Annotated in this window: 15 protein-coding genes; 5 read left to right on the forward strand and 10 right to left on the reverse strand. The window is 72.0% G+C overall.

The features are described from left to right. Positions 1 to 14: 14 nt before the first annotated feature. Complete coding sequence (locus tag D6B71_RS02985; RefSeq protein WP_121251767.1) at positions 15 to 785, reverse strand: IclR family transcriptional regulator; 771 nt, start codon at positions 783 to 785, stop codon at positions 15 to 17. A 78-nt stretch (positions 786 to 863) separates the two neighbouring features. On the opposite strand from D6B71_RS02985, the gene D6B71_RS02990 reads away from it, so the two are divergent. The 3 genes from D6B71_RS02990 to dmpG are packed head-to-tail and all read left to right on the forward strand — an operon-like array spanning position 864 to position 3,697. Then, entirely contained in the window at positions 864 to 1,679 is an 816-nt protein-coding gene (locus D6B71_RS02990; protein WP_121251769.1) for a 2-keto-4-pentenoate hydratase, read from the forward strand. Continuing rightward, complete coding sequence (locus D6B71_RS02995; protein ID WP_164519512.1) at positions 1,680 to 2,660, forward strand: acetaldehyde dehydrogenase (acetylating); 981 nt, start codon at positions 1,680 to 1,682, stop codon at positions 2,658 to 2,660. Beyond that, a complete protein-coding gene (dmpG, locus tag D6B71_RS03000; protein ID WP_121251771.1) occupies positions 2,657 to 3,697 on the forward strand; it encodes a 4-hydroxy-2-oxovalerate aldolase in 1,041 nt (346 codons plus the stop codon). Before D6B71_RS02995 ends, dmpG begins: the two co-directional genes overlap by 4 nt. A gap of 75 nt (positions 3,698 to 3,772) precedes the next feature. Here the strand turns inward: dmpG and D6B71_RS03005 are convergent, their stop codons facing one another. The 8 genes from D6B71_RS03005 to D6B71_RS03040 form a co-directional block, all read right to left on the reverse strand. Continuing rightward, on the reverse strand, positions 3,773 to 3,973 hold the full coding sequence (locus tag D6B71_RS03005) for a 2-hydroxymuconate tautomerase family protein (RefSeq protein WP_121251773.1): 201 nt from the start codon (positions 3,971 to 3,973) through the stop codon (positions 3,773 to 3,775). Next, positions 3,973 to 4,764, reverse strand: a complete 792-nt coding sequence (locus tag D6B71_RS03010) for a 2-keto-4-pentenoate hydratase (protein ID WP_121251774.1) — start codon at positions 4,762 to 4,764, stop codon at positions 3,973 to 3,975. The genes D6B71_RS03005 and D6B71_RS03010 overlap by 1 nt, the downstream gene beginning before the upstream one ends. Next, a complete protein-coding gene (locus D6B71_RS03015) occupies positions 4,761 to 5,219 on the reverse strand; it encodes a GlcG/HbpS family heme-binding protein (protein WP_240641015.1) in 459 nt (152 codons plus the stop codon). Before D6B71_RS03015 ends, D6B71_RS03010 begins: the two co-directional genes overlap by 4 nt. After that, positions 5,216 to 6,145 carry a catechol 2,3-dioxygenase gene (locus D6B71_RS03020; RefSeq protein WP_121251776.1) on the reverse strand — a complete coding sequence of 310 codons (930 nt, stop codon included), beginning with the start codon at positions 6,143 to 6,145 and terminating at the stop codon, positions 5,216 to 5,218. The genes D6B71_RS03015 and D6B71_RS03020 overlap by 4 nt, the downstream gene beginning before the upstream one ends. 3 nt (positions 6,146 to 6,148) lie before the next feature. Continuing rightward, the gene (locus tag D6B71_RS03025) at positions 6,149 to 6,499 is read right to left on the reverse strand and encodes a 2Fe-2S iron-sulfur cluster-binding protein (RefSeq protein ID WP_121251945.1); all 351 of its coding nucleotides are present in this window, start codon (positions 6,497 to 6,499) and stop codon (positions 6,149 to 6,151) included. Between the two features lie 20 nt (positions 6,500 to 6,519). Continuing rightward, positions 6,520 to 7,974: an aldehyde dehydrogenase gene (locus tag D6B71_RS03030; protein ID WP_121251778.1), complete on the reverse strand. Its 1,455-nt coding sequence runs from the start codon at positions 7,972 to 7,974 to the stop codon at positions 6,520 to 6,522. Between the two features lie 117 nt (positions 7,975 to 8,091). Next, entirely contained in the window at positions 8,092 to 8,712 is a 621-nt protein-coding gene (locus tag D6B71_RS03035) for an IclR family transcriptional regulator (RefSeq protein ID WP_121251780.1), read from the reverse strand. Between the two features lie 80 nt (positions 8,713 to 8,792). Further along, positions 8,793 to 11,063, reverse strand: coding sequence for a response regulator (locus D6B71_RS03040; RefSeq protein ID WP_164519513.1), 2,271 nt, complete (start codon positions 11,061 to 11,063; stop codon positions 8,793 to 8,795). A gap of 284 nt (positions 11,064 to 11,347) precedes the next feature. On the opposite strand from D6B71_RS03040, the gene D6B71_RS22590 reads away from it, so the two are divergent. Together D6B71_RS22590 and murD are read left to right on the forward strand one after the other, a co-directional pair. Continuing rightward, positions 11,348 to 12,676, forward strand: a complete 1,329-nt coding sequence (locus D6B71_RS22590) for a MurL-like N-terminal domain-containing (protein ID WP_164519514.1) — start codon at positions 11,348 to 11,350, stop codon at positions 12,674 to 12,676. Then, positions 12,673 to 13,965 carry a UDP-N-acetylmuramoyl-L-alanine--D-glutamate ligase gene (murD, locus tag D6B71_RS03050; RefSeq protein WP_164519515.1) on the forward strand — a complete coding sequence of 431 codons (1,293 nt, stop codon included), beginning with the start codon at positions 12,673 to 12,675 and terminating at the stop codon, positions 13,963 to 13,965. The genes D6B71_RS22590 and murD overlap by 4 nt, the downstream gene beginning before the upstream one ends. A gap of 91 nt (positions 13,966 to 14,056) precedes the next feature. Here murD and D6B71_RS03055 read toward each other — a convergent pair whose 3' ends face one another. Beyond that, on the reverse strand, positions 14,057 to 14,722 hold the full coding sequence (locus D6B71_RS03055; protein ID WP_121251788.1) for a hypothetical protein: 666 nt from the start codon (positions 14,720 to 14,722) through the stop codon (positions 14,057 to 14,059). Positions 14,723 to 14,986: the final 264 nt, after the last annotated feature.

Here is a 14,986-nt window from a genome sequence, read left to right on the forward strand (position 1 = left end):
CCTGGACAGCCGGCTCAGGCCGGTCCTAGTGCCTCCCGACGAGCCAGCGTCGCGGCGATCCCGGCCGCGGCGGCCCGCACCGAGGCGACGTGGTCCGCCGGCCGGAACCGGGTGACCGCACCGGCCACGCTGATCGCCGCCACCGGTCGGTCCCGGCTGTCGAGCACGGGCGCGGCGACGCACACGAGCCCGGCCGCCCCCTCCTCGTGCTCGAAGGCGACCCCCTGTTCCCGGACCCGGTCGAGCTGCTGGCGCAGCCGGCCCGGCGCGGTGATGGTCCGCGGGGTGCGGCGCGGCAGCGGCCCCGACAGCACAGCGATCCGCTCCGACTCATCGGCCCACGCGAGCAGCGCCTTGCCGATCGCGGTGGCGTGGACCGGCATCCGGCCACCGATGCGCGACGGCGAGGAGACCTGGCGGTGGCCGCCGAACTTCGCCACGTAGACCACCTCGGCGCCCTCCCGCAGGCCCAGGTGGACGGTCTCGTGGGTGCGCTCGTAGAGGTCCTCCAGGAACGGGGTGGCCACCTCGAGCAGGGTGCGCTCCACCGACGCGCGCATGCCGAGCTCGAACAGGTGCGATCCCAGGTGGTAGTCGCCGTCGATGCGGGTCAGCAGCCGCGAGGCCACCAGGTCGCCCGCCACCCGGTGCAGGGTGGCCTTGGGCAGCCCGGTCCGGCGCTGCAGCTCGGCGAAGCCGACGCCGGTGTCGTCGGGGGCGAAGGCCTCCAGCACCCGCATCGCCTTGCCCAGCACGCTGGCGGGGTCGAGGGCCGGCTCGGTCATGACGCCATTCTGCTCCAGGGTTCCGCTCACCGGAACTCAACCCTCGCACCCACGGTCACTCGCCCCCACGATCGTGCCATGACCACGACACCATCCGACGCCGTCGCCGGCGACGACGTCCGCGCCGCGGCCGAGCGGCTGCAGCAGGCGGCCGCCTCCGGCGTCCCGTGCGCGCCAGTGCGCGACCTCATCGGCAGCGACGACGTCGCCGCGGCCTACGCCGTCCAGTCCCTGATCATCGCCGACCGGCTGGCCTCCGGCGCCCGGGTCGTGGGCCGCAAGATCGGCCTCACCTCCCCCGCCGTGCAGCAGTGGCTCGGCGTCGACACCCCCGACTTCGGTGTGCTCGTCGACGACATGGAGTACGCCGAGCACGACACCGTGCCGATGGGCCGACTGCTGCAGCCGCGTGCCGAGGCCGAGATCGCCTTCGTGCTCTCCGCCGACCTGACCGAGGGCCCGTTCACCGCACAGTCGGTGCGGGGCGCCGTGGACCACGCGCGCGCCGCCATCGAGATCGTCGACTCGCGCATCACCGACTGGGACATCCGGCTCGGTGACACGGTCGCCGACAACGCCTCCAGCGGCCTCTACGTTCTCGGCGCCGAGCGCCGCACGCTCGACGACTTCGAGCCGGTCGACGTCGAGATGGTGATGACCTGCGACGGCGAGGAGGTCTCGACCGGCACCGGTGCCGCCTGCCTCGGCGACCCGCTGAACGCGCTCGCCTGGCTCGCCGCCGCCGCCCTGGACTACGGCGAGCCGCTGCGCGCCGGCCAGGTGATCCTCTCCGGGGCCCTGGGCCCCGTGCACCCCCTGTCCCCCGGCGCCGTCGTGCGCGCCGACATCACCGGCCTCGGCTCGGTGACCGCGACCTTCTCCAAGGAGCAGTGAATGAGTGAGCACGCGTCGACCAAGGTGGCCATCATCGGGTCCGGCAACATCGGCACCGACCTGATGATCAAGGTGCTGCGCACCTCCGAGACCCTCGAGATGGGGGCGATGGTCGGCATCGACCCCGCCTCCGACGGGCTCGCCCGCGCCGCCCGGCTCAAGGTGCCGACCACCCACGAGGGGGTCGACGGCCTGATCGCGATGGAGCACTTCGACGAGATCGACATCGTCTTCGACGCCACCTCCGCCGGCGCGCACCGCGCCAACGCGGCCAAGCTCTCGGCGTACGGCAAGAAGCTCGTCGACCTCACGCCCGCCGCGATCGGCCCCTTCGTCGTGCCGGCCGTCAACCTCGAGCAGCACATCGGCCTCGACAACCTGAACATGGTCACCTGCGGCGGCCAGGCCACCATTCCGATCGTGGCGGCGGTGTCGAGCGTCACCGAGGTGCCCTACGCCGAGATCGTGGCCTCGATCGCCTCGAAGTCGGCCGGCCCGGGCACCCGAGCCAACATCGACGAGTTCACCGAGACCACCTCGCACGCGATCGAGGCCGTCGGCGGAGCCTGGACCGGCAAGGCGATCATCATCCTCAACCCCGCCGAGCCGCCGCTGATCATGCGCGACACCGTGTTCTGCCTGATCAACGACCCCGAGGGTCAGCAGCAGGACGCGATCCGGCGAGCCGTCGAGGACATGGTGGCCAGGGTCGCCGAGTACGTCCCCGGCTACCGCCTCAAGCAGGCCGTGCAGTTCACCCGCGTGCCCGACGGCGAGCCGGTGCACACGATGCTCGGCAAGGGCGTCGGCGAGGTCGCCGTGAGCCACAAGGTCGCGGTGTTCCTCGAGGTCGAGGGCGCCGCGCACTACCTGCCGGCCTACGCCGGCAACCTCGACATCATGACCTCCGCAGCCCTGCGCACCGGCGAGGCGATCGCCCAGCAACTGGCCGCCACCCGCACCGAAGGAGTCCCCGCATGAGCCAGCCCCAGGTCGTCGACCGCCTCTACATCCAGGACGTCACGCTCCGTGACGGCATGCACGCGATCCGGCACCGGATCGACCCCGAGGACCTCAAGCGCATCGTCGCCGCGCTCGACGATGCCGGCGTCGACGCGATCGAGGTCACCCACGGTGACGGTCTCGGCGGCGGGTCGATCAACTACGGCCCTGGCTCCAACACCGACTGGGAGTGGATCGAGGCCGCCGCGTCGGTCATCAAGAACGCCAAGCTGACCTCGCTGCTCGTGCCCGGCATCGGCACCGCGGAGCACCTCAAGGAGGCCTACGCCCTGGGCGTGCGCTCGGTGCGCATCGCCACCCACTGCACCGAGGCCGACGTCGCCAAGCAGCACATCGAGACCGCCCGCGAGATCGGCATGGACGTCTCGGGCTTCCTGATGATGTCGCACATGTCGGGGCCCAAGGAGCTGGCCCAGCAGGCCAAGCTGATGGAGTCCTACGGCGCCCACTGCGTCTACGTCACCGACTCCGGCGGCCGGCTCACCATGGACGGGGTGCGTGAGCGCTTCCGCGCCTACCGCGACGTGCTGAAGCCGGAGACCCAGCTCGGCATCCACGCCCACGAGAACCTCTCGCTGTCGGTGGCGAACTCGGTCGTCGCCGTCGAGGAGGGCGTCACCCGGGTCGACGCCTCGCTCGCGGGCCAGGGCGCGGGAGCCGGCAACGCCCCCATCGAGCCGTTCATCGCGGTGGCCGACCTGATGGGCTGGCAGCACGGCTGCGACGTCTTCAAGCTCCAGGACGCCGCCGACGACCTCGTCCGCCCCCTGCAGGACCGACCGGTCCGCGTCGACAGGGAGACGCTGACGCTGGGCTACGCCGGCGTCTACTCCTCGTTCCTGCGGCACGCCGAGAACGCCGCGGCGGAGTACGGCGTCGAGGCCCGCGACCTGCTCGTCGAGGTCGGCAAGCGCCGCCTCGTCGGCGGCCAGGAGGACATGATCATCGACATCGCCCTCGACCTGCTCCGCGACCGTGAGGCCGCCCCGGCCTGACCTCCAGCGCCGCGGACGACGCGAACGCCCGGTGACCCCGCGGGGTCACCGGGCGTTGCCGTCCGTGGTCGCGCCTCAGGCGTCCGGAGCCCGGCGCTCGGCGATCGTCACGTCGCCCGCCGCCCAGTGGGTCGCCGGCACCTCGCGGAGCACGACGCGCACGCTCTCCCGGGGCGCGTCGATCGCGGTCGCCGCCGCCTCGGTCAGCGCCGTGACCAGCGCCCGCAGCTGCTCGGGGGTGCGGCCCTCCACCAGCGTGACGTCGATGAACGGCATCAGTGGGCCGGACCGCAGGAGAGCGTGACGTCGCCCAGCGTGGCGAAGCGGCAGGTCACGGTCGAGCCCGGCGTGGCCGGCACGGCGTCCGACATGCCGCCGGTGAGCACGACCCAGCCCGGCTCGACGGCGATGCCCCGCCCGGCGAGGTCGTTGACCGCCAGCGCCAGGGCCTCCGCCGGGTGGCCCAGCACGTCGGCCCCGGTGGCCCGGTGCACGACCTGCCCGTCGACCACCACCTCCACTGCCTCGGCGGCGAGGTCGAGGTCGCCCGGGGCGAGCGCCACCGCGCCCAGCAGGTAGGCCCCCGAGGAGGCGTTGTCGGCCACGACGTCGGCGGCGGTGAACCTGAACTCCCGGTAGCGGCTGTCGATCACCTCGGCGCCGGCGCGCACCTCCCCGACCGCGGCCAGCGCCTGCGCCGCCGTGACGCCGGGGCCCTCCAGCCGCTCGCGCATGACGAAGACGATCTCGGGCTCGATCCGGGGGTGGATGAGCGCCTGCTGGGGCACGGGCTGCCCGTCCTCGAGGACCATGGCGTCGGTCAACCAGGCCACCAGCGGGGTGCTCACGCCCATCCGCTCCTGCTTGGCCTTGCTGGTCAGGCCCAGCTTGACCCCGGTGACCCGCTCGCCTCGGGCCAGGCGGCGACGCAGCGTCTCGGCCTGGATCTGGTAGCCGGTGGCCACGTCGAGGTCGGGCCACTCGTCGGTGAACTTCGTGCGGTCCCGACGCTCCGCCTCGCAGGCGAGCAGCTCGGTCGCGACGGCGTCGGCGGTCCAGGTGGTCATGTGGTGTCCTCTCGAGGGGTCGGGTTCGGTGTGGGTGCCACGGCGCGCGCTCCCGCCTCGGCGACGGCCCGGTCCTGGGCGGCACTGCCCCCGGAGACCCCGATCGCGCCGACCGGCTCGCCGTCGACGACGACGGGGACGCCACCGCCGAAGGCGGCCACGCCCGGGCGGCCGGCGATCCCGTCCCGCACCGCGGGCTCGGACTCGATGGCGGCGTAGAGCTCGTCGGTGGGCGCGCCGCCGAAGCCCGCGACGGTGCGCGCCTTGTCGATCGCGATGTCGGCCGAGGCCGCGAAGGCGCCGTCCATCCGGGCGAAGGCGAGCAGCGCCCCGCCGGCGTCGGTCACGGCGACGTTGACCGGCACGCCCAGCGACGCGGCGTACGCGAGGGCGGCGTCGAGAGCGGCCCTCGCCCCGACGTGGGTCAGGGCGAGGGCCGGTCGCAGGTGGCTCACGTCAGGACGGTGGTGAAGCGGTCGTTGAGCTCACGGGCGTGGTAGAAGATGCCCTTGCCGAGCTGCTCGGGGGTCCACACCGAGACCGGCCGGTCACGGTAGGCGAGGTAGCCGCCGGCGAAGACCTCGTTGCGGCTGCCCGAGGGGTCGAAGAAGTAGACCGTCTGGCCGCGGGTGATGCCGTGCCGGGTCGGGCCGACGTCGATCGGCACGTCGTCCATCGCCATCAGGTCGGCGGCGCGGCCCACCTCGTTCCAGTCGCCCAGGCGGAACGCGAAGTGGTGCAGCTTGGCCTGCGGGCCCTCGAGGCAGGCGAGCTGGTGGATCTGGTTGTTGCTGGTCATCCAGGTGGCGATCAGGTGGGCGTCGTCGTCGAGGGAGGTCTGCACCCGCTCGGTGGCGTAGAAGCCGAAGACCCGCTCGAGCATCGACTGCATCAGTGCGGGGTCCTCGCAGGTGATCAGCGAGTGGTCCAGCGCCGGGACGCCGACGCCGACCAGGTGCCGGGGGAACGCGTCGGGGTTGTGGGTGCCCACCTCGGTGCCGATGGCGGTGGCCTGGTGGTAGACCTCGAAGACGTGCTCGGAGGGGGTGGTGAAGCGGATGCCGTCGCCGATCTCGGGGTTCTCGCCGGCGCTCATCCGCTCGACGGTGAGGCCGAAGTCGCGGGCCTTCCGCTCGATGTCGTCGATGTCGGACTCGTACTCGACCTTCCAGCCGTACTTGACGACGCCGACCCCGCCCTCCTCGAGCACGACCGAGTGGTGGTCCCACTCGTCCCAGCCCTTGTAGAACACCCGCTGGTTGCCGTCGGCGCTGACGTCGGAGCGCGTCTCGTAGAGACCCATCGTCGTGGCGTAGTGGTCCTTGGCCTCCGCCATGTCCGTGACCCGGACATGGGCGTAGCCCATCCTCATGACTCCCATTGCTTACTCCTTGTCAGGGCCGGTGGCGGCGATGTTGAGGTACTTCAGCAGGCCCGTGGGCGCGGCGCTCACGTCCTCGATGTCGATGTGCAGGGTGATGTCGCCGGCCGGTACGGCGCGGCAGGTCAGGCAGGTGCCCGAGGCTCGCTCGTCGGAGGTGAGCACGGTGCCGGCGACCGCCTTCTCGTAGGTCACCTCTCCCTGGACCAGCTCGAGCTTGCAGATGCCGCAGCCTCCGCGGCGGCAGCCGACCTGGCGGACGGTGAAGCCGCACCGGTGCAGCCCGGCCAGCACCGGCTCGCCCGGCTGCAGGCGGGCGACGAAGCCACTGGGCTCGATGCGCACGGTCGGCACGACGCTCGCCTCGCCCCGGCTCACCCTCGGGGCCCGCGGTCGATCTGCATCACGATCGCCTTCGGCTCGGTGAAGAACTCGCGGCTGAACGTGCCGCCCTCGCGGCCGACCCCGGAGTCACCGACCCCGCCGAAGGGCGTGCGCAGGTCGCGGATGAAGAAGCAGTTCACCCAGACGGTGCCGGCGCGCAGCCGCGAGGCCACCCGGTGCGCCCGGGAGAGGTTCTCGGTGAACAGCATCGCGTTGAGGCCGTAGCGGGTGTCGTTGGCCAGGTGGACGACCTCCTCCTCGTCCTCGAAGCGGTTGACCACGACGACGGGGCCGAAGATCTCCTGGCAGTAGTGCGAGGCGGTCAGCGGCAGGTCGGTGATGATCGTCGGCCGCACCAGCCAGCGACCGTCGGGGTCGGTGCCCCCGGTCAGCACGGTGCCGCCCTCGGCCTCGACCGAGTCGACGTACCCCTTGACCTTGTCGAAGTGCCGCCTCGAGGCCAGCGAGGAGAACTGGGTGCGCGGGTCGAACGGGTCACCGATCACCAGCGCCTCGGCGGCAGCCCGGAACCGCTCCATGAACGCGTCGTAGATGCCCGACTGCACGAACAGCCGCGACCCGGCGAGGCAGATCTGCCCGGCGTTGCGGAAGATCGCCTCGACGGCCCAGTGGACGGCGTTGTCGAGGTCGGCGTCGTCGAAGACGAGGTTGGCGCCCTTGCCGCCGAGCTCCAGCGAGACCGGGGCGAGGTGGGTGGCAGCGGAGGCCATGATCACCTTGCCGGTCTTCGAGTCGCCGGTGAACGTGACCCGGTCGACGCGCGGGTCGGCGGTCAGCGTCGAGCCGGCGGGGACGCCGAAGCCGTTGATCGTGTTGATCACCCCGTTCGGCAGCCCGGCCTCGACCGCGAGGCGGCCCAGCATGGTCACCGAGGCCGGGGTGTCCTCCGAGGGCTTGGCGACCACGGTGTTGCCCCAGGCGATCGCGGGGGCGATCTTCCAGGTGGCCATCATCAGCGGGAAGTTCCACGGGCTGATCGCGGCGACCACGCCGGCCGGGCCGTACTCCGAGTAGCTGTGGTGGCCGGTGTCCATCGGGTAGGTCTCGCCAGTCGCGTCGCGCTGGTGGTCGGCGAAGAAGCGGAAGTTGTGCACCGACCGGGCGACGTCGTGGCGGGCCTGGACCAGCGGCTTGCCCATGTCGAGGGCGTCCAGGGTGGCCAGGTCGTCGGTCCGCTCCTCCATCAGGTCGGCGAGGGCGTGGATGTGGGCGGCCCGCTCCCGCCGGCCCATCCGCGGCCAGGGCCCCTCGTCGAAGGCCCGGCGGGCCGCGGTGATCGCCCGCTGGGCGTCCTCCTCCTGGGCCTCGGCCACCTCGCCGAAGACCTCCTGGGTGTAGGGGTTGACGGTGTCGAACCGCTTGCCCGACAGGGACTCGACCTCCTCGCCGTCGATGACGTGGCCGAAGAACTGCAGGTCGCTCATGCGCGTGCCTCCTCCGAGGCGGTCCGGACGATCACGCCGGCGGATGTGACGGTGGTCATAGCGGCACGTTAGGAGGCGGCGACCCGCCCGCCGACGAACGTTCCCGAGGGCGGAACGTCAGGGTGAGGGCGGCGCGGACCGGGAGAGCTTGGCCGCCGCGGCGACGACCAGGCTCAGCAGGTGGCCGCCCTGGGCGCGGAAGCTCTCGGTGGGTCCGACCAGGCTGACGCCGGCGATCGCCTCACCCGACGGTCCGTGCAGCGGCGCGGCGCAGGAGCCGACGCCGACGGTGGCCTCGTCGAACGAGATGGCGCCGTGCTGGCGCCGCGTCTCGGCGAGCCGCTCCTCCCACTGCTCGACGGTGGTGAGCGTGAACGCGGTCCGGGCCGGGAAGCCGGCCGCCCGGCGGGCCTCGGCGAAGCTGGGGTTGAACGCCGCGATGGCCTTGCCGCTGCTGGTCGTGTGGGCGGGCAGCCGGCGGCCGGTGCGTCGCAGCAGCGCGACGCCGAGGTTGGTCTCCAGCCGCTCGGCGTACACGACGTCCGCGCCGTCGGGGATCGCGAGCTGGACGGTGAGCCCGGAGGCGTGGCGCAGCTGGACCAGGGTAGGCAGGGCCATCGTGCGCAGGTGGTTGCGGGTCATGGCCAGCTGGCCGAGCTCGTAGAGCCGCATGCCGAGCCGGTAGCGGGCCGTCTCTGCGCTGCGCGAGACGAGGCCGCGGGACACCAGGGTCGTCAACGCCCGGCTCCTCGTCGTCGGCGAAGCACTCGAGCACGTCGAGTGCGATGCCGGCCGAGTGCACCGTGCCCGTCACGACGTCACTCTCGCACGTGCCGCGACTCTCCGGAGCCGTGCGGCGCGGACGAATCCGAAGCGTCGCGGCGGACCCAGGTGTCGAGGGCTGCCCGGAGCTCCTCACGGCCCAACGGCTTGGTCAGCAGGTCGTCCATGCCCACGTCGAGGCAGTCCGCTCGCTCGGTGTCGACCGCGGTGGCCGTGAGGGCCAGGATCGGCACCCGAGACCGCCCGCCCTCCAGGTCGCGGATGGCGCGGGTGGCGGCGTGGCCGTCGAGTCGAGGCATGTGGACGTCCATCAGCACAGCCGCGAACGGTCCGGCCGCGGCACCCTGGAACGCTTCGACGGCCTCCTCCCCGTCGGCCGCCTCGACCGGCCGGTAGCCCATCGACGTGAGGAGGGCTCCGGCGACCAGTCGGTTCACCTCGTCGTCGTCCACGACGAGGACGCGCGGCTCGCCGCCGACGGCGTCGCGCGGGTCGGCTCCTGGCGCCCCGACCTCGTTCGGAGCGGCCGGTCGCGCCACGGCACGCGGCGCGAACAGCTTCGACACGGCGTCCCGCAGCATGTGTGCGGGGACGGGCTTGGTCAGGATCGTCGCCACGCCGGGAACGACTCCCTCCGCTCGGGGGTCCGGCGCGGAGCTGAGCAGGAGGATCGAGAGGTCGGCCAGCGCCTCGCCGGCCCGGATCCGGCCGATCAGCTCCGGGCCGTCCATCTCGGGCATCGCGCGGTCGACCAGGACGGCGTCGAAGGGCTCACCCGCCTCGGCCGAGGCCGCCAGCAGCGCGAGCGCCTCCGGTCCGCCCGGCGCGGCGGCGGTGGTCGCCTGCCACTGCTCGAGCTGCTCGCACAGCACCATCCGGCTGGTCGCATTGTCGTCGACCACGAGGATCCGGCGCCCGGCCAGCGACCCGGCCCCCGACCCGGACTCGTCGGCGTCCATCGGGGAAGGTCCCGCGGCCGGCACGAGCGGAACGGTGAACCAGAACAGCGCTCCCCCGCCCGGCGCGTCGTCCACGCCGATCGTCCCGCCCATGGCCTCGACGATCTGCCGGGCGATCGCCAACCCGAGGCCGGTGCCCCCGTGCTTGCGTGTCGTGGACGCATCGCCTTGGGCGTAGGGCTCGAAGATGACCTCGCGCTCGTCCGGCGCAACGCCCGGGCCGGAGTCGCTCACGTCGACCCGCAGCACCGCCGTGCGGGTGACCTGGTCGTAGGCGAGCGCCCTGACGGAGACCTCCCCGGCCGAGGTGAACTTCAGGGCGTTCGAGGTGAGGTTGAAGACCACCTGCCCGAGACGGGTGGGGTCTCCGCGCAGCCGCTCGGGCACGTCGGGGGCGCAGGAGACGACGAGCTCGATGCCCTTGCTCCGCGCCTGGATGCCGAGCACGACCGCTACCTCGTCGAGCACCGTGCGCAGGTCGAAGTCGATGCTCTCGAGCACCAGCCGCCCGGCCTCGATCTTCGAGAGGTCCAAGACGTCGTTGACCAGGCGCAGCAGGGTCCGCCCGGAGGCGTCGGCGCCGGTGGCCAACTGCTGCTGGTAGGGGTCAAGGGGTGTGCGCAGGAGCAGCTCGTTGAGCCCGATCAGTCCACCCAGCGGGGTGCGGATCTCGTGGCTCATCGTGGCCAGGAAGGCGGACTTGTACGACGCGGCGTCGAGGGCGGCGTCGCGCGCCTCCGCCAGCTCGGTCGCCGCCCCCGCGAGCGCGGCCCGCGACCGCACCGAACGGACGTAGTAGGCGGCGAAGGCCAGGAACAGGACGCCGATCAGGACCATCGATCCGACGGCCTCCTGCCTGGCCGACCGATCGGCCTCGGCCTGGAACCGGCGAGCGGCCTGCCGGAGGACGGCGTCGGCCCGGTACATCTGGCGCGCCGCGACGGTGCCGGCGTTGCCGCCCGCGTCGTCGTCCTGCGCCGCCACGGCTGCCAGGACCACCTCGAGGGTCTCCACCGACCGGTCGAAGTGCTCGAGGAACTCCTCGCGCTCCGGGAGCCCTGGGGACCGCGTCAGGTCGTCGACCTCGGCCCGGACGGTCTGCTCCGCGCCGAGGAGCTCGCTGACGACCCGCTGTGGCCTGTCGGTCTCGGCCGGTGAGGCTCCCCACGGGATGTCGAGCATCCGGAACATGTCGAGACGCAGCGCGACCAACCGGGTCGCGGCCTCCTCCGCCGCGCGCGCGTCGCCGCGCAGCGCCGAGACGCCTGCATAGGTCGCGCCCACGATGGCCAGCGCCGTCAACAGTCCCGCCAGGACGCGCAGGGGCGTGGACGACGCCGGTGTCACGACGTCTCGCCTCGCCGGCCAGATCCGCATGTCTTCCCTTCGACCGTCCCCTGCCGTCCACGGCCCGGACCGGTCGGGTGTTCGCCGGCGCAGTGCCCTTGGGTCTGCAAGGCCCATCCCCGTCAGCATGATCGTCCACCCGGCCGGCCGACTTAGCCCAAATCACCGATACGCGGCGAAGCCCGCGTCACAGATCGGTGGGGTGGCCAGGCGCCCCGCGTGAGGGCCCACCGGCAGGCTCACGCGGACCAAGCGGGCACTCGTCCCACCGCTATCCTTTGGCGGTGAGTTCGACACGGCGCCCGCGCGGCAAGGTCTTTGCCTATCAAGGCTTCTCCATCACCGCGGACGGTGTGCTGACCTGCGAGTACACCCTCGACGACGAGCGCTTCACCGAGCGGTTCGAGTTCACCGACGACGGCGCGGACTTCCTCAGTCCGGCCGTCCAGGCCGCCGCCCGCGTGCTGTTCCTGCTGGCCGGGATCTCGTACTACAAGACCGGGGCGCCGCCGTTGATCCTCGGGCCTGCCGACGGCCTGACCCCCCTGGAACGGGACTTCCTCCTGGCCTACCACCTCAACGGCCTCGCGGAGTTCTCCTATCGCGACAGCGGCGCGGACATCACAGGTCTGCGGATCGAAGCCGCCGAACGCCCGGTGCCCGACACCCCGACTCACGTGCCGACCTCGGGCCCGCTGGTTCCCTTCGGTGGCGGCATCGACTCGGTCGTGGTCGTCGAGGAGATCCGCAAGACGCGCCCCGACGCCGCGCTGTTCATCGCGAACACCTCCGACGTCGACTTCGAGCCGATCGAGAAGACGGCCGCGATCACCGAGCTCCCGGTACGCCGCGTCCGCAGGCACCTGGACCCCAAGGTCCTCGAGTCGCGGGCGCGCGGCTATCTGAACGGGCACGTCCCGGTCACCGCGATCATCTCCGCCGCCGCGGTGGTGACGGCGGCGGCCCACGGACACGACCGGGTGGTGATGTCGAACGAGCACTCAGCCAGCGAACCGACCCGGCTGCGCGCCAACGGGGTGTCCGTCAACCACCAGTGGAGCAAGGGTGAGGAGTTCGAGTCCCGCTTCCGCGACCTGCTCGCCGAGGGCGTCCGCGGCATCGACTACTACTCCGAGCTGCGCCCGTTCAGCGAGCTCTGGGTGGCGCGGCGCTTCGCCGACCTCCCCGACTACCACCACGCGTTCCGCAGCTGCAACAGGGCGTTCTACGTCGACGATGCGAGCCGACTGAGCACCTGGTGCGGAACCTGTGACAAGTGTGCCTTCATCGACCTCATCCTCTCGCCCTACCTCGAGCGAGAGCGACTCGAGGCGATCTTCAAGGGCAATGAGCCACTCGCCAACCCCGAGCTGGAGCCGGTGTTCCAGTCCCTCCTCGGCCACCCGGGTCTCGACAAGCCCTTGGAGTGCGTGGGCGACGAGGCCGAATGCCGCACCGCCCTGCGACTCGCGGCCGGGCGCCCCGATCGCGTGGGGAACGAGCTGCTGGCGCGGCTGACGGCGTACGTCGACGACTTGGGCAAGGACGTGCCGACCGAGACGGAACTGCTCGCGCCGATCGGCCACCATTTCGTTCCGGATCTCCAGCCTTGACCTCTTGGTCGGACCTCGCCCACGTCAGGGTCGGCGTCTGGGGCGTCGGGGTGGAGGGCTCAGCGAGCCTGCGCAGGCTCGCGGCCGACGGCATCGTCCCCAGCGTCGTGGTGGACCGGGAGTCCGGCGTCGAGGTCGAGGGACAGCCCGTCCTCGGCCTGGACGACGGTGGCCTGGACCGCCTGCGCGCCTGCGACGTGGTCATCAAGAGCCCGGGGATCAGCCCGTACGACGCACCGGCTCTCGCCCTGGCCGACGCCGGCACCCGGATCACCAGCGGCCTCAGCCTGTGGCTGGACTCCGCGCCGCGCGAGCGGGTCGCGTGCATCACCGGAACCAAGGGGAAGTCGACCACGACCGCGATCGCCGGGGCGCTCGCCCGGGGGCTGGGTGCGGACGTCTTCACGGGCGGGAACCTGGGCAACGCGCCCTGGGACCCCCAGGCCGGCGAGCACGACTGGTACCTGATCGAGACGTCGAGCTACCAGGCCCAGGCGATCCACAGCGGCCCTCGCGTCGTCGCGGTGACCTCGCTGAGCCAAGACCACCTGACCTGGCACCGCGGCTATCCGAACTACGTCGCCGACAAGCTCTCCTTGTGCACGCGGCCTGGTGTCGAAGTCGTCCTCGCCCCGGTCGGCGACCCCGAGCTCGGACGGCACGCCGATGCGCTGGGCCCGCACGTCCGCTACGTGCCTGAAGAGCTGGCCCCCTGGACCGAGGCGCTGCACCTGATCGGCCGGCACAACCTTCGCAACGCGTCACTGGCCGGCGCCGTGATCCGCGCCCTCGGCGTTCCCGGGGCCGAGGACGACACCGCTCTCGCCGGGGCGGCGGCGACCTATCAACCGCTCCGGAGCCGGCTGACCCCAGTGGGCCAGGTCGCCGGCGTCGACTTCATCGACGACAGCCTGAGCACCAACACGCTGCCGACCCTGGCCGCGGTGGACTCGTTCCCGGCCCGCCGGGTGGCGCTGCTCGTCGGGGGGCAGGACCGCGGGATCGACTATCGCCCGCTCGCCGCCGGCCTCGACGGCCGCGCACCCGAGGTGCTCGTGCTGACGCTGCCTGACAACGGCCCCCGCATCGCCGCCACTCTTCGCCAGCATGCTCCGAGGGTCGCCGTACGCGAGATGCCCGACTTGCAGGCAGCCGTCGCAGCGGCGTACGCCTGGGCCGCCCCGGACGGGGTCGTGCTGCTCTCCCCGGCGGCGCCGAGCTTCGGGGTCTTCAAGGACTACGCCGAGCGCGCGGCCGTCTTCGTCGAGGCGATGAGGGGCCTGGCATGAGCACTCTCCTGCTGGTGGGGCTCCGGTTCGACTCCGACGAGTCTCGCGCCACCGTCACCACCCGTCCCGTCAGCGGGCGTCACGGCCTGTCTCAGGGTGCCGACGCACGGCGGCCGGTCCAGCCTCGATGCGTGCCCAGCGCGGCAGCTGCAAATAGGACCCAGGCCACGCCGAGCGAGGGCCAGAACGACATCTGTTCTCGGCCGACATGGAACGCACCCAGAAACCCGAGCAACAGCCACGCCCGGCCAGCGAAGCTGACAGCGAACTCCAGTCGTCCCGATCGGATCGAGAGGGCGGTCGGCACGCCCGAGTAGGGGAAGGTCACGAGGAACGGACCGAGCGCAGTGCCCAACGCCCAGGTGCCGGAGGTGGCGATCGGGACGACCGCGTACTCGACCAGGCCGGGCGGCCGGTGGTCGGGTGCGTCCCCGTCCGCCCGGGCGTGCCTTCGGTTCCAGACTCGCAGCGCGGCCAGGGCTACGACCGCGAGGCTGAACGCCATCCAGGACGGCATGTCAGCCCATTGGTGAAGCGCCGCGGCGATCCCGAGGTATCCGAGCAGCGCCCCAGCCACAGCGAGCATCCGACCGACTGCCTGCTGCAACGCTGCGACGGCGTACATGAAGCCGACCAGCAGGATCACGCCGAGGTACTGCCCACTCGACTCACCCGACGACCCGGCGACGAGCGCGATCGTGATCGGGATCGGGATGGCATACAGCGTCGCTCGCAGACGCGGCGAACGGACGGACATGACCAGCCATACGACTGCCGTGATGGCGAAGACGGCCGCGACAGCGATGTCGATCCCTCAACTTCCAGTCGGTGCCGAGATAGCCAGCTGCAGATGACGAACCGACGATAGCCAGGTCTTCGGCGCAATGCCGAGCGCGCCGCCGTCGACGACCCGGAGGACCACCACCGATCACCCGACCTTGGCCAACCGTGGACGCGAACGCCTAGGAGACCGCTGAACAAGGCGCCATCTGGGCGGCGTTGACGGGGTGGGCGGCGGGCG

This window comes from Nocardioides ferulae (assembly GCF_003660455.1).
Lineage (GTDB): Bacteria > Actinomycetota > Actinomycetes > Propionibacteriales > Nocardioidaceae > Nocardioides > Nocardioides ferulae.